The sequence below is a fragment of the Streptomyces sp. JL2001 genome (assembly GCF_050917515.1).
Taxonomy (GTDB): domain Bacteria; phylum Actinomycetota; class Actinomycetes; order Streptomycetales; family Streptomycetaceae; genus Streptomyces.
In genome coordinates, this window is the sequence record NZ_CP169421.1 from 2,111,919 (window position 1) to 2,126,385 (window position 14,467).

The following is a 14,467-nucleotide window of genomic DNA, read 5'->3' on the forward strand; positions in this document are numbered from 1 at the left end:
CCGGGACACCCCGGCCCGCCGTGCGCCCCTCGGACACCCTCAGGCGCTTTCCGCCTGGAACATCCACGCGTGCTTCTCGAGATCGGCCGTGAGGCCGATGAGGATGTCCTGCGTGACCGGGTCCGGTGCGTCGGTGGCCTCGATCCGCTCCCGCATCCGCGCGATCACCGCGACCAGGGCGTCCACGAGGATCTTCACCGCGTCGACGTCCTTGATCCAGCCCGCGGGGGTGTCAGCGATGGCGCTGCCGGAGGCCACCGAGGCGGCCCGGCCGTCGGGGTTCACGCCCACCGCGGAGGCACGCTCGGCCACCACGTCGGAGTGCTGGCGGGCCGTGGCGACGACCTCGTCGAGCTGGAGGTGGACGGAGCGGAAGCGCGGTCCCACCACGTTCCAGTGGACCTGCTTGGCGACGAGGGACAGATCGACGAGGTCGACCAGCGCTCCCTGCAGCGCGTCACCGACCGTCTTCAGGTCGGTCTCGGACAGCGAGCTCTTCACCACGGACATACGTGTTCTCCAACCAGTAGGAGGTTTCCTCACCATGGCACGCATCACCCGAATCGGGCATCTCAAACTCCGCCGCCGAACACACCCGAATGTGCTTGAAGAACGACAAAAGCCCCGGTAGGCGCCCTGCTGGGCACCACACCGGGGCTTTCGCCCACTTCGGTTCAGGCAGCGACGACGTCCACCGCTTCCGCGGGCGCCTTGATGGTCACCCGCTCGGTGGGCACACCTGCCACCGACGTCACCGACACCGAATTGAGCCTCGGGCGGACCGGCGCGGACACCGGTTCGCTCGCCGCTGCCGACTCGGCCAGTTCGGCCAGCGACAGCTCGTCGCTCACTTCACGCATGAGCTCGGACATCCGTACGTCAAGCGCGTCGCAGATCGCGGAGAGCAGCTCGGAGGAAGCCTCCTTCTGCCCCCGCTCCACCTCGGAGAGATAGCCGAGAGAAACCCGGGCGGACGAGGAGACTTCGCGCAGAGTACGGCCCTGGCGCTGGCGCTGCCGACGCAGCACGTCACCCAGCAGGCGACGGAGCAGAATCATCGGTGGCTCCCTCCTCGGACCGCGTAGCCGCATCCTTCACGCCCCACCGTACCGCCTCGCGCTGCGGCCGTGCGGGGAGCGATGTCGTGTTCACTCAGGGCTGCAAACATCAATTCCCCCCGTTCTGTTCCGTATCCTGTGCCCGCGCATTTCCCGAGAGTTCGTCGTGGAGCAGTTCCAGCACGCTCCGTACGCTCTCACTACGGATTTCCGCACGGTCGCCGTTCAACCGCAATGCGGCCACTTTCCCGGCACCGACCGGCCCCGCGACCGCGACGTACACCGTTCCGACGGCCTGGCCGTCCTGCGGATCGGGTCCGGCGACCCCGGTCGTCGAGACGCCCCAGTCGGCGCCGAGGCGATGGCGCACACCCGCCGCCATCTGCAGCGCGACCTCGGGATCCACCGCGCCGCGCTCGCCCAACAGGGTCCCGTCCACCCCGAGCAGATCGTGCTTGAGGGCCGTCGCGTACGCCGTCACGGACCCGCGGAAGCTCCGGGAGGCTCCGGGCACGGAGGTGAGCTCCGCGGCCACCAGACCGCCCGTGAGGGACTCCGCGGCGGCCAGCGTGTGACCACGCTCCGCGAGCAGCTCCAGCACCCGGGCGGCGGCCGTCATCGTGCCGGCCCCGCCTCCGCCGCCGCGGACTCGGCCTCGGCGGCGCCGGCCGCCCGTTCCTCGGCCAGCCCCCGGCGCCTCAGCACGACCGCCTGGCGGACGTAGTCCAGACCGGTGACCACCGTCAGCACGACGGCCACCGCCATCACCCAGAAGCGCAGGGTGGCCAGTGGACCGGTCAGCACGAGCACGTACATCCCGACCGCCGTGCCCTGGGCCAGGGTCTTCATCTTCCCGCCGCGGCTGGCCGGAATGATCCCGTGCCGGATCACCCAGAAGCGCATCAGCGTGATCCCCAGCTCCCGCGCCAGGATCACGATCGTCACCCACCAGGGCAGGTCTCCCAGCGAGGACAGACAGATCAGACCGGCGGCCATGATCGCCTTGTCGGCGATCGGATCGGCGATCTTCCCGAAGTCGGTGACCAGGTTGTACGCCCGGGCCAGGTGGCCGTCGAAGACGTCCGTGATCATCGCGACGGCGAACGCGGCCCACGCCCAGGCACGCCAGACCGGGTCGTGCCCGCCGTCCTGGAGCAGCAGCACCACGAAGCCGGGGACGAGCACCAGCCGGATCATGGTGAGGATGTTGGCGATGTTCCAGAGGCTGGCCTGGTTCACGGCCGCCGCGCCCAGCTTGCCACCGGGCGCCGGCCTACCGGTTCCGCCCGTCGCGGATGCCGGGGCTCCGGTCATCTGCCCGCCTCCTCGAAAAGACACTCGGCCACGAGGTCGACGCCTTCCGTATCCACGACCTTCGCCCTGACCATACGGCCGGGAACGAGTTCCCGGAGCCCTTCGGCGTCGGCGGTGACGATCACCTGGCCGTCCGTCTCGGGCGCCTGGTGGGCGGCGCGGCCGATCACGCCGCCGTCCTCCTCGACGGAGTCCACCGACTCGATCAGTACCTCCAGGGTCTCTCCGAGTCGCTCCTCCGCGCGCTGCGAGGTGAGCTCCTCCGCGAGCCGGGAGAGGTGGGCGAGGCGCTCGTCCACCAGCTCCTGGTCGAGCTTGTGCTCGTAGCCGGCCGCCTCCGTGCCGTCCTCGTCCGAGTAGCCGAAGACGCCGATGGCGTCGAGGCGGGCGTGGGTGACGAAGCGTTCCAGCTCGGCGAAGTCGGCCTCGGTCTCGCCGGGGAAGCCGACGATGAAGTTCGAGCGGGCACCGGCGGTGGGGGCCTTGGAGCGGATCGTCTCCAGCAGCTCCAGGAACCGGTCCGTGTCGCCGAACCGGCGCATCGCCCGCAGCACGTCCGGCGCGCTGTGCTGGAAGGACAGGTCGAAGTACGGCACGACCTTCTCGGTCGAGGTCAGCACGTCGATGAGGCCCGGGCGCATCTCGGCGGGCTGCAGGTAGCTGACCCGGACCCGCTCGATCCCGTCGACGGCGGCCAGCTCGGGCAGCAGCGTCTCCAGGAGGCGGATGTCGCCGAGGTCCTTGCCGTAGGAGGTGTTGTTCTCGGAGACCAGCATGACCTCCTTCACACCCTGCTCGGCGAGCCAGCGCGTCTCGCCGAGCACGTCCGAGGGACGGCGCGAGACGAAGGAGCCGCGGAAGGACGGGATGGCGCAGAAGGAGCAGCGGCGGTCGCAGCCGGAGGCCAGCTTCACGGAGGCGACGGGGCTGCTGTCCAGCCGGCGGCGCAGCGGGGCGCGCGGGCCGGAGGCCGGCGCCAGGCCGTCGGGGAGGTCGCTCGGCACGTTCTGCGGGGTCTCGACGGTGCCGTGTCCGGGCAGCGCCACTTCGGCGGCGGCCTGCTGCCGCTCGACCGGGGACAGCGGCAGCAGCTTGCGCCGGTCGCGGGGGGTGTGAGCCTCGACACTGCCCCCGTTGAGGATGGTCTGGAGGCGGGTGGAGATGTCGGCGTAGTCGTCGAAGCCGAGCACGCCGTCGGCTTCGGGGAGGGCGTCGGCAAGCTCCTTGCCGTAGCGCTCGGCCATGCAGCCGACGGCGACGACGGCCTGGGTGCGGCCGTGGTCCTTCAGATCGTTGGCTTCGAGGAGGGCGTCGACGGAGTCCTTCTTGGCGGCTTCGACGAACCCACAGGTGTTGACGACGGCCACGTCCGCGTCCGAGGCGTCCTCGACGAGCTCCCAGCCGTCCGCTGCCAAGCGGCCTGCGAGCTCCTCCGAGTCCACCTCGTTACGGGCGCAGCCAAGAGTGACAAGGGCGACGGTACGGCGTTCGGGCATGGACTCAAGACTACTTTGTCCCGGCCGTGTCCCCGCCGCGCAGGGTTCACCTGCGCGACGTGGGCCTCTGGCGTCACCCGGCCTCGGGGTCTCCCTTGGTGTACGAGAGCCGCTCGACCTGGCCGGACTCGAAGGAGTCCTCGATCTTCTTGCCGTTCACGAAGAGCTCGATCGGTCCGGCGTTGCCGAGGATCAGGTCGATGCGCTCGTCGTCCTGGAAGGTCTTGGACTCGCCCTTGAGCAGCAGCCCGTCGAAGAGGAGCTTGCCGTCGTGGGCCTTGGCCGAGATCCAGCTCTTGTCGTCGACGGCGGTCAGCTTCACCGTGACCTTGTCCTTCGGGACCGCCGCGATGGCGCTCTCGGAGGGCACGGGCTTGGGATCGGCCGGCCTGGTCGGCGTCGGCTTGGGGCTGGTGGTCTTCTTCTCGGGGGCCGGGCCCTCCGCCACGGCGCCGGTGGTCTTGCCGTCCTCGCCGTTGAACATCGTGAAGCCGGCGAAGCCGACGACGGCGACGATCGCCGCGACCATGGCGGCGGTCCAGTTGGGCCGGCGCGGCTCGGGACGGATGCGTTCCGCCTCGAACAGCGGCGCGGCGGGCGTGGGCGCGGGCCGGCCGCCGTGGTCGGCGTCGAACTGCTCGATCAGGGCCGCGGGATCGAGTCCGACGGCGCGCGCGAGCGTGCGGATGTGACCACGGGCGTACACGTCGCCGCCGCAGCGCGAGAAGTCGTCCTCCTCGATCGCGTGCACGATCGGGATCCGGACTCGAGTGGAAGCACTGACCTCGTCGACGGTCAGACCCGCGGAGATCCGGGCCTGCTGGAGAGCGCGACCGATCGAATCCCGGTCGTCTGCCGGGAAGTTCCGGTCGTCTTCGGGGGAGTTGCCGATGGACACGAGAGCGCCTTTCGAGCGTGTAACCACCTGCTGGAGGTTCAGTCTATGGGTGGTACGAAAGGGTGGGGCAACCGGGCGGGCACATTTGTACGCCATGAGGCTGGGACATCGTCCGTTCCCTTCCTCCAACTTGACGTACGCCCCCGGGAAACGGTTGCCCACGTTCCCTTACGAGTGAGTCTCGGCCAGGTCTCGGTACGGCTCGGCGGCTCTCCGAGCGGCCTGGCGGGTCCGGGCCGGGGCCGGTCCCACCACTCGCCTACCCCGTTACTCGCCCGGCTCCCCCGACTCGCCGCGGATGACGGCCAGGACCGCGTCCAGCTCGTCCGGCTTGACCAGCACGTCGCGCGCCTTGGACCCCTCGCTCGGCCCCACGATGCCGCGCGACTCCATCAGGTCCATGAGCCGTCCGGCCTTGGCGAAGCCGACGCGCAGCTTGCGTTGGAGCATCGAGGTGGAGCCGAACTGCGTCGAGACGACGAGCTCGGCGGCCTGGCACAGCAGGTCGAGGTCGTCGCCGATGTCCTCGTCGATCTCCTTCTTCTGCTTGGTGCCGACGGTGACGTCGTCCCGGAAGACCGGCGCCATCTGGTCCTTGCAGTGCTGGACGACGGCCGCGACCTCGGCCTCGGTGACGAAGGCGCCCTGCATGCGGGTCGGCTTGTTCGCCCCCATCGGCAGGAACAGACCGTCACCCTTTCCGATGAGCTTCTCGGCACCCGGCTGATCGAGGATGACCCGGCTGTCGGCCAGCGAGGAGGTCGCGAAGGCGAGGCGGGAGGGCACGTTCGCCTTGATCAGGCCGGTGACGACGTCGACCGAGGGCCGCTGGGTGGCGAGCACGAGGTGGATGCCGGCCGCTCGCGCCAGCTGGGTGATGCGGACGATGGCGTCCTCGACGTCCCGGGGCGCGACCATCATCAGGTCGGCGAGCTCGTCCACGATCACCAGCAGGTACGGATAGGGCTGGAGCTCGCGCTCGCTGCCCTCGGGCAGCTTGACCTTGCCGGCCCGGATGGCCTCGTTGAAGTCGTCGATGTGCCGGAAGCCGAACGCCGCCAGGTCGTCGTAGCGCAGGTCCATCTCGCGGACGACCCACTGCAGGGCCTCGGCGGCCCGCTTCGGGTTGGTGATGATCGGGGTGATCAGGTGCGGGATGCCCTCGTAGGCGGTGAGCTCCACCCGCTTGGGGTCGACGAGCACCATCCGGACGTCCTCGGGGGTCGCCCTTATCATGATCGAAGTGATCAGGCAGTTGATGCACGAGGACTTTCCGGAGCCCGTGGCACCGGCGACCAGGATGTGCGGCATCTTGGCGAGGTTGGCCATCACGTAGCCGCCCTCGACGTCCTTGCCGAGCGCCACCAGCATCGGGTGGTCGTCGCCCGCCGCGTCGGCGAGCCGCAGCACGTCGCCCAGGTTGACCATCTCGCGGTCGCTGTTCGGGATCTCGATGCCGACCGCGGACTTGCCCGGGATCGGCGAGATGATCCGCACGTCGGGGCTGGCCACGGCGTACGCGATGTTCTTGGTCAGCGCCGTGATCTTCTCGACCTTCACGGCGGGGCCCAGCTCGACCTCGTAGCGCGTGACCGTCGGGCCGCGGGTGAAGCCGGTGACGGCAGCGTCGACCTTGAACTCGCTGAAGACGTTGGAGAGCGAGTCGACGACGGCGTCGTTGGCGGCGCTGCGGGTCTTCCCCGGGCCGCCGCGCTGCAGCAGGTCGAGCGCCGGCAGACCGTAGGTGATGTCGCCGGAGAGCTGGAGCTGCTCGGCGCGGGCCGGCAGCTCGGTGGGCTCCGGCGCGGGCTTGGTCAGGTCCGGTACGGCTCCGGGGACGCGGCCGGGCTGCCCGCCACGGGCCGTCGGCACCGGGGCGGCCGGGGAGGCCGCAGGCTTCTCCCCCGCGGCCTTGGCGGCGGCCACCGCGGCGGCCCGCTCGGCGGTGACGTCCCGGGTCAGGTCGGCGACCAGCGGCGAGGGCGGCATGCCGTTGAGCACGGCGCCGTCGAGAGCGGCCGCCGCGGCGGCGGCGACGTCCACGGCGTCCATCTGCCGGTCGAGGGAGGCGGGGGCGCCGGACCTGCGGGGCCGCTTGCGCCGGGTGAGCGCCTCCTCCTCGGCCCGGTCCGCGTCGTACACCTGCCCGGACGACGGTCCGCCGCGCCGGGGGCGCGTGGTGCGGTCACCCTCGCGCCAGGAGCCGTCGTACTCCTCGTCCGCCGCGGCTCCGGCCGCCTCGGGGTCGTACGCCGGTTCGACGATGCCGAGCTTCGCCCCGAGCGCGCGCAGCCGCTGCGGGATGGCGTTGACGGGAGTGGCGGTGACGACGAGCAGACCGAAGACGGTGAGCAGCACCAGCATCGGTACGGCGAGGACCTCGCCCATCATGAAGATCAGCGGCTTGGAGGAGGCCCAGCCGATCAGCCCGCCGGCGTCCTGCATGGCCTTGGTGCCGTCGCCGCGCCCCGGGGAGCCGCAGGCGATGTGGACCTGTCCGAGGACGCCGACGACCAGGGCGGACAGGCCGATGACGATCCGTCCGTTGGCCTCGGGCTTCTCCGGATAGAGGATGAGCCGGACGCCGATGGCGCCGAGCAGCAGGGGGACGAGCAGGTCGAGGCGGCCGAAGGCACCGGTGACCAGCATCTCGACGAGGTCGCCGACCGGGCCGCGGAGGTTGGACCAGGTGCCCGCGGCGACGATCAGGGCGATGCCGAGGAGCAGCAGCGCCATGCCGTCCTTGCGGTGGGCCGGGTCGAGCCCCTTGGCCCCCCGCCCTATGCCCCGGAACATCGCCCCCACGGCGTGGGCGATGCCGAGCCAGAGCCCGCGGGCGAGCCGGTAGATCCCGCCGGTCGGTGACGGGGCGGGCCTGGGGGCCGCCTTCTTGGCGGGCGCGCGCTTCGCGGGTGCCTTCTTCGCCGCGGTCCTCTTCGCGGGAGGCTTGGCGGGGGATCGTGCGGGCGCCGCTTTCTTGGCGGCGCCGGTCGTACGGCCGGCGCGCGGCTTTGCGGTGCCCGCCGTGCCCTGGGAACCCTTGCCGGACGTACGTGAGGCCATGATGCTGAGGTTACCGGTGTGAGCGGCCTCGGACACGTGCGCGTCCGGCCTCACCCGTTCGTGTCGCCGCGGACGGGGCACGGAACTGACGCCCGTTCACGACGGGCGACGGCACCGTGACGCGATGTCAGTTCTGCGAAGGCAGCGTGGGCGCGGCGCCCGTGCCCGGTTCCAGGGCGTCGAGGGCTCGCCGCAGCCCGGTGAGCTTGCGCTCCAGGTGCGCGGCGGTGGCGACGGCGGCCGCGTCGGCGGAGTCGTCGTCGAGCTGCTTGGACAGCGCTTCGGCCTGCTCCTCCACCGCGGCGAGGCGGGCGGAGAGTTCGGCCAGCAGTCCCGCGGACTCCTTGGCCTGGCCGCCGCTGCCGCCCTCCAGCTGCAGTCGCAGCAGTGCGGCCTGCTCACGCAGCTGACAGTTCTTCATGTACAGCTCGACGAACACCGAGACCTTGGCGCGCAGCACCCACGGGTCGAAGGGCTTGGAGATGTAGTCCACCGCGCCGGCCGCGTAACCCCGGAAGGTGTGGTGCGGGCCGTGGTTGATGGCGGTCAGGAAGATGATCGGGATGTCCCGCGTCCGCTCGCGCCGCTTGATGTGCGCGGCGGTCTCGAATCCGTCCATTCCCGGCATCTGGACATCCAGCAGGATGACCGCGAAATCGTCGGTCAGCAGCGCCTTGAGCGCTTCCTCCCCGGACGATGCCCGCACCAGCGTCTGATCGAGCGCGGAGAGAATGGCCTCCAGCGCCAGCAGATTCTCCGGCCGGTCATCGACCAGGAGGATCTTGGCCTTTTGCACCATGCCCCGTCCTCCTCGCCCCGGCGACGGCTCTCCCCGGCTCATCGAGCCGGAGGTAGCACCGGGTGCCGCCCCAGAAGACGACTCCCTTGCGCCGTCCGTCCTTGTGCCGGTCATGGTAGCCGCACCCCGCCCGTCGCCACACCCTGTCACCGAGATGTCACTGTGCACGTAGCAGAAACGTGGTGAGAGACCAGAAGGTTCCCCGTATCCCGCCCTCTCACACGCCTTCGGCGACAGTCCGTCAGCAAGCTCACCTTCCGTTTCCGCGCATCCACTCCTCCATCACGGACAGCAGGTGGTCCGGGTCGACCGGCTTGGTGACGTAGTCCGAGGCGCCGGACTCGATCGCCTTCTCCCGGTCCCCCTTCATCGCCTTGGCGGTGAGCGCGATGATCGGGAGCCCCGCGAACTGCGGCATGCGCCGGATCGCGGTCGTCGTCGCGTACCCGTCCATCTCGGGCATCATGATGTCCATCAGCACCACCGTCACATCGTCGTGCTGCTCCAGGACTTCGATGCCCTCGCGGCCGTTCTCCGCGTACAGCACCGCCAGCCCGTGCTGCTCCAGGACGCTGGTGAGGGCGAAGACGTTGCGGATGTCGTCGTCGACGATGAGGACCTTCTCGCCGCCGAAGGTGAAGACCCGGCGCGGGGCGGTCTCCGCCTGGTCGTCCTCGGCCGCCGCGGGCCGCTCCTGCCCGCCCGGCTGTCCGGGCAGCGCCGGCCGTACGTCCGTGCCGGCCTGGGCCGCCTTGCGCCGGTGCCGGAACAGCGCTCCGGCACCCGAGCGTTCGCCCGGCGCGGCGGGCGTGGCGAAGTGCAGGCCGGCGTCCGCGGCGCCGCTCCGGCCGTCCTCGAAGCCGGCCTGCGGGTCCGTCCCGTCCGGCTCCCCCTGCCCGAAGCCGCTCGGGGGCAGCTCGCTCGGGTTCAGCGGCAGGTACAGCGTGAACGTCGAGCCGCGGCCCGGCTCGCTCGCCGCGTAGATCTCGCCGCCCAGCAGCCGCGCGATCTCCCGGCTGATCGACAGGCCGAGGCCCGTACCGCCGTACTTGCGGCTGGTCGTCCCGTCCGCCTGCTTGAACGCCTCGAAGATCACCCGCATCTTGCCGGCGGCGATGCCGATGCCGGTGTCCGTCACCGAGAAGGCGATCAGACCGGCCTCCGGGTCGCGCAGCGAGCCGGCCTCCAGGAGCTGCTCGCGGATCGACTGCGGCACGTCCGCGCCGGCGGGCCGGATCACCAGCTCCACCGCACCGGTGTCGGTGAACTTCACCGCGTTGGACAGCAGGTTGCGCAGCACCTGGAGCAGCCGCTGCTCGTCGGTGTGCAGCGTGGCGGGCAGCTCCGGCGAGACCCGGACGGAGAAGTCGAGCCCCTTCTCCGCGGTCAGCGGCCGGAAGGTCGCCTCGACGTAGTCGACGAGCTGCACCAGCGCGATACGGGTCGGGGAGACGTCCATCTTGCCCGCCTCGACCTTGGACAGGTCGAGGATGTCGTTGATCAGCTGGAGCAGGTCGGAGCCGGCTCCGTGGATGGTCTCGGCGAACTCGACCTGCTTGGGCGAGAGGTTGGCGTCCGCGTTGTCGGCGAGCAGCTTGGCCAGGATCAGCAGCGAGTTGAGCGGGGTGCGCAGCTCGTGCGACATGTTGGCCAGGAACTCGGACTTGTAGCGCATGGAGACGGCGAGCTGTTCGGCCCGCTCCTCCAGGACCTGCCGGGCCTCCTCGATCTCGGTGTTCTTCACCTCGATGTCGCGGTTCTGCTGGGCGAGCAGTTCGGCCTTCTCCTCCAGCTCGGCGTTGGAGCCCTGGAGCTCCTTCTGCCGGTGCTCCAGCTCGGCCGACCGCTCGCGCAGCTGCTCGGTCAGCTCCTGGGACTGCTTGAGCAGCACCTCGGTCTTGGTGTTGACGCTGATCGTGTTGACGGTCGTCGCGATCAGCTCGGCGAGCTGGTTGAGGAAGTCCCGCTGGATCTGGGTGAAGGGCTGGAAGGAGGCCAGCTCGATCACGCCGAGGACCTTCCCCTCGAAGAGCACCGGCAGCACGATCACGTGCGCCGGGGCGGCCTCGCCGAGCCCCGAGGAGATCTTGAGATAGCCCGGCGGCACGTTGACCTGGATCGTCCGCTTCTCCTCGGCCGCCGTCCCGATCAGCGTCTCGCCCGGGCGGAAGGAGGTGGGCATGGAGCCGGAGGAGTATCCGTAACTGCCGCGCATCCGCAGCTCGTACGGGCCCTCGCCCGGCCCGACCGGTTCGGCGCCGCCCGCCCCGGGACCGGTCGGCATCGCGACGAAGAAGGCACCGTGCTGGGCCGAGACGACCGGGGTCAGCTCGCTCATGATGAGCGAGGCGACGTCGTCGAGGTCGCGCCGGCCCTGCATCAGGCCGGAGATCCGGGCCAGGTTGCCCTTCAGCCAGTCCTGCTCCTCGTTGGCGAGGGTGGTGTCGCGCAGGTTGGCGATCATCGTGTTGATGTTGTCCTGGAGCGCCTGGATCTCGCCCGCCGCGTCCACGCCGTCGATCTTCAGGTTGAGGTCGCCGCGGGTCACCGCGGTGGCGACGGCCGCGATGGCGCGCACCTGCCGGGTCAGGTTCCCGGCCATCTCGTTCACGGACTCCGTCAGGTCGCGCCAGGTGCCGTCGACGTCCCGGACGCGCGCCTGGCCGCCGAGCTGGCCGTCGGTGCCCACCTCGCGGGCCACCCGGGTGACCTCCTCGGCGAAGTTGGACAGCTGGTCGACCATCGTGTTGATGGTGTTCTTCAGCTCCTGGATCTCGCCCCGGGCGTCGATGTCGATCTTCCGGGTCAGGTCGCCCTTGGCGATGGCGGTGGTGACCGTGGCGATCTGGCGCACCTGGCCGGTCAGGTTGGAGGCCATCGAGTTCACCGACTCGGTGAGGTCCTTCCAGGTGCCCGACACGCCCGGCACCCGCGCCTGACCGCCCAGCTCGCCCTCGGTGCCCACCTCGCGGGCCACCCGGGTCACCTCGTCGGCGAACGACGACAGGGTCGTCACCATGGTGTTGACGGTGTCGGCGAGCTCGGCGACCTCGCCGCGCGCCTCGACCGTCACCTTCTTCGTCAGGTCGCCGTTGGCGACGGCGGCGGAGACCCGGGAGATGTTCCGCACCTGGTTGGTCAGGTTGTTGGCCATCAGGTTGACGTTGTCGCTGAGGTCCTTCCAGGTGCCGGTGACCCCGCGCACCCGGGCCTGGCCGCCGAGGATGCCCTCGGTGCCCACCTCGCGGGCCACCCGGGTCACCTCGTCCGCGAAGTTGGACAGCTGGTCGACCATCGTGTTGACGGTCGTCACCAGCTCCAGGATCTCGCCCTTGGCGTCGACGGTGATCTTCTTCGAGAGGTCGCCCTTGGCGACCGCGGTGGTGACCTCGGCGATGTTGCGCACCTGCGACGTCAGGTTGTTCGCCATGAAGTTCACCGACTGGGTGAGGTCCTTCCAGGTGCCGGAGACTCCCTGCACCTCGGCCTGGCCGCCCAGGATGCCCTCGGTGCCCACCTCGCGGGCCACCCGGGTCACCTGCTCCGCGAAGCTGGAGAGCTGGTCCACCATCGTGTTGAGGGTGTTCTTCAGCTCCAGGATCTCGCCCCGGGCGTCCACGTCGATCTTCTGCGACAGGTCACCCCGCGCCACCGCCGTGGCGACCTGGGCGATGTTGCGGACCTGGGCGGTGAGGTTCCCGGCCATGCCGTTCACGGAGTCCGTCAGGTCGCGCCACACGCCGGCGACGCCCGGCACCTGCGCCTGGCCGCCGAGCCGGCCGTCCGTGCCCACCTCGCGGGCCACCCGGGTCACCTGCTCCGCGAACGCGGAGAGCTGGTCGACCATCGTGTTGATGGTGTTCTTCAGCTCCAGGATCTCGCCGCGCGCGTCCACGTCGATCTTCTGCGACAGGTCACCCCGCGCCACGGCCGTGGTCACCTGGGCGATCTGCCGCACCTGGGACGTGAGGTTGCCGGCCATGAAGTTGACGGAGTCGGTGAGCTCCTTCCACGTGCCGGAGACACCGTCGACGCGGGCCTGACCGCCGAGGCGCCCCTCGGTGCCCACGTCCCGGGCCATCCGGGTCACCTGGTCGGCGAACGACGACAGCTGGGACACCATCGTGTTGACGGTGTTCTTCAGCTCCAGCATCTCGCCCGCGACGTCCACGGTGACCTTCTGCGACAGGTCTCCGTTGGCCACCGCCGTCGTCACCTGCGCGATGTCCCGCACCTGGCCGGTGAGGTTGCGGAACGCCGTGTTCACCGAGTCGGTGAGGTCCTTCCACTTCCCCGCCGCCCCGGGCACCTCCGCCTGGCCGCCGAGCAGACCCTCGACACCGACCTCGCGCGCGACGCGGGTCACCTCCGAACCGAAGGCGGAGAGCTGGTCGACCATCGTGTTGACGGTGTTCTTCAGCTCCAGCATCTCGCCGGCCACGTTGACGGTGACCTTCTGCGACAGGTCTCCGTTGGCCACCGCCGTCGTCACCTGCGCGATGTCCCGCACCTGCGTGGTGATGTTCCGGAAGACGGTGTTGACCGAGTCGGTGAGGTCCTTCCAGGTGCCGGCCGCGCCGGGCACCTGCGCCTGACCGCCGAGCAGACCCTGCGCGCCGACCTCGCCGGAGACACGCGTCACCTCGTCGGCGAAGGTCCGCAGCGTCTCCGTCATCTGGTTGATCGTGTCGGCGAGTTGCGCGATCTCGCCGCGCGCGCTCACCGTGACCTTCTGGGAGAGGTCGCCGTTGGCGACGGCCGTCGTCACCTCGGCGATACCCCTCACCTGATTGGTGAGATTTCCCGCCATGGTGTTGACGGAGTCCGTGAGGTCCTTCCACACGCCCGCGACGCCGGCCACCTCGGCCTGGCCGCCCAGCTCCCCCTCGGTGCCCACCTCGCGGGCGACCCGGGTCACCTCCGAGGAGAACGAGGACAGCTGGTCCACCATCGTGTTGACGGTGTTCTTGAGTTCCAGCATCTCGCCGTCGACGTGCGCGGTGACCTTCTGCGACAGATCGCCGTTGGCCACCGCCGTCGTGACGAGAGCAATGTCACGCACCTGCGCCGTCAGCCGGTACGCCATCGTGTTGACCGAATCCGTGAGGTCCTTCCACGAACCGGACATACCGCGCACCTGGGCCTGGCCGCCCAGCTTGCCCTCGGTACCCACCTCCAGGGCGACCCGCGTCACCTCGTCCGTGAACGCCGACAGCTGGTCGACCAGGTTGTTCACGGTCCGCGCGACCTTCAGGAACTCGCCGCGCAGCGGCCTGGCCGCCCCGTCCGGACCGTCCGACCGCAGGTCCATCCGCTGGTCGAGGTCGCCCTCGGCCACCGCCGACAGCACCCGACCGACCTCGGACACCGGCCGCGTCATGTCGTCGACCAGCGCGTTCGCGGCCTCGATCGCCGCCGCCCAGGCGCCCTCGCTGGCCCCGGCCTCCAGCCGCTCCGACAGCTTGCCCTCGCGCCCCACCGTCCGGCGCACCCGCGACAGCTCACCGGTCAGGTGCATCTGCCGGTCCGCGACCTCGTTGAACACGGCGGAGATCTCCGCCATCACCCCGTCGCCGGACACGGTCAGCCGCTTGCGGAAGTTCCCGTCCCGCATCGAGACGAGAGCGGCCAGCAGCCGCTCCATGGCCGCCGCGTCCACCTGCACCGTCCCCACGCTCCGGGACCGTCCGCCTCTCGCGCGCGTATCGCTGCCGCTTCCGCCGCCGCGCCGCGCCGCCGTGCCAGACTCCACCGTGTCCCTCCCGAAGGGGTTGACCGTACTGCTCGGGCCGTACCGCTCGCGGCTGTCGTCGCAAGCCTTCCCAGTGTTTCACCGCAG

9 protein-coding genes are annotated in these 14,467 nt (G+C 70.3%); all 9 read right to left on the reverse strand.

What is annotated here, in order from left to right:
* Positions 1-39: 39 nt before the first annotated feature.
* Positions 40-510 carry a Dps family protein gene (locus ACE1OA_RS09160; RefSeq protein ID WP_356604339.1) on the reverse strand — a complete coding sequence of 157 codons (471 nt, stop codon included), beginning with the start codon at positions 508-510 and terminating at the stop codon, positions 40-42.
* A gap of 164 nt (positions 511-674) precedes the next feature.
* On the reverse strand, positions 675-1,058 hold the full coding sequence (locus ACE1OA_RS09165; RefSeq protein ID WP_147979995.1) for a helix-turn-helix domain-containing protein: 384 nt from the start codon (positions 1,056-1,058) through the stop codon (positions 675-677).
* Positions 1,059-1,167: 109 nt separating this feature from the next.
* On the reverse strand, positions 1,168-1,677 hold the full coding sequence (locus ACE1OA_RS09170; protein ID WP_356604341.1) for a CinA family protein: 510 nt from the start codon (positions 1,675-1,677) through the stop codon (positions 1,168-1,170).
* Complete coding sequence (pgsA, locus tag ACE1OA_RS09175) at positions 1,674-2,372, reverse strand: CDP-diacylglycerol--glycerol-3-phosphate 3-phosphatidyltransferase (RefSeq protein ID WP_356604343.1); 699 nt, start codon at positions 2,370-2,372, stop codon at positions 1,674-1,676. Before pgsA ends, ACE1OA_RS09170 begins: the two co-directional genes overlap by 4 nt.
* On the reverse strand, positions 2,369-3,868 hold the full coding sequence (rimO, locus tag ACE1OA_RS09180) for a 30S ribosomal protein S12 methylthiotransferase RimO (protein ID WP_356604345.1): 1,500 nt from the start codon (positions 3,866-3,868) through the stop codon (positions 2,369-2,371). Before rimO ends, pgsA begins: the two co-directional genes overlap by 4 nt.
* Before the next feature lie 73 nt (positions 3,869-3,941).
* Positions 3,942-4,766, reverse strand: a complete 825-nt coding sequence (locus ACE1OA_RS09185; protein ID WP_356604347.1) for a helix-turn-helix domain-containing protein — start codon at positions 4,764-4,766, stop codon at positions 3,942-3,944.
* A gap of 267 nt (positions 4,767-5,033) precedes the next feature.
* Complete coding sequence (locus tag ACE1OA_RS09190; RefSeq protein ID WP_432752622.1) at positions 5,034-7,829, reverse strand: DNA translocase FtsK; 2,796 nt, start codon at positions 7,827-7,829, stop codon at positions 5,034-5,036.
* A 127-nt stretch (positions 7,830-7,956) separates the two neighbouring features.
* Positions 7,957-8,628, reverse strand: a complete 672-nt coding sequence (locus ACE1OA_RS09195) for a response regulator (RefSeq protein ID WP_356604351.1) — start codon at positions 8,626-8,628, stop codon at positions 7,957-7,959.
* A gap of 250 nt (positions 8,629-8,878) precedes the next feature.
* A complete protein-coding gene (locus ACE1OA_RS09200; protein ID WP_356604353.1) occupies positions 8,879-14,380 on the reverse strand; it encodes a HAMP domain-containing protein in 5,502 nt (1,833 codons plus the stop codon).
* Between the last annotated feature and the right edge of the window lie 87 nt (positions 14,381-14,467).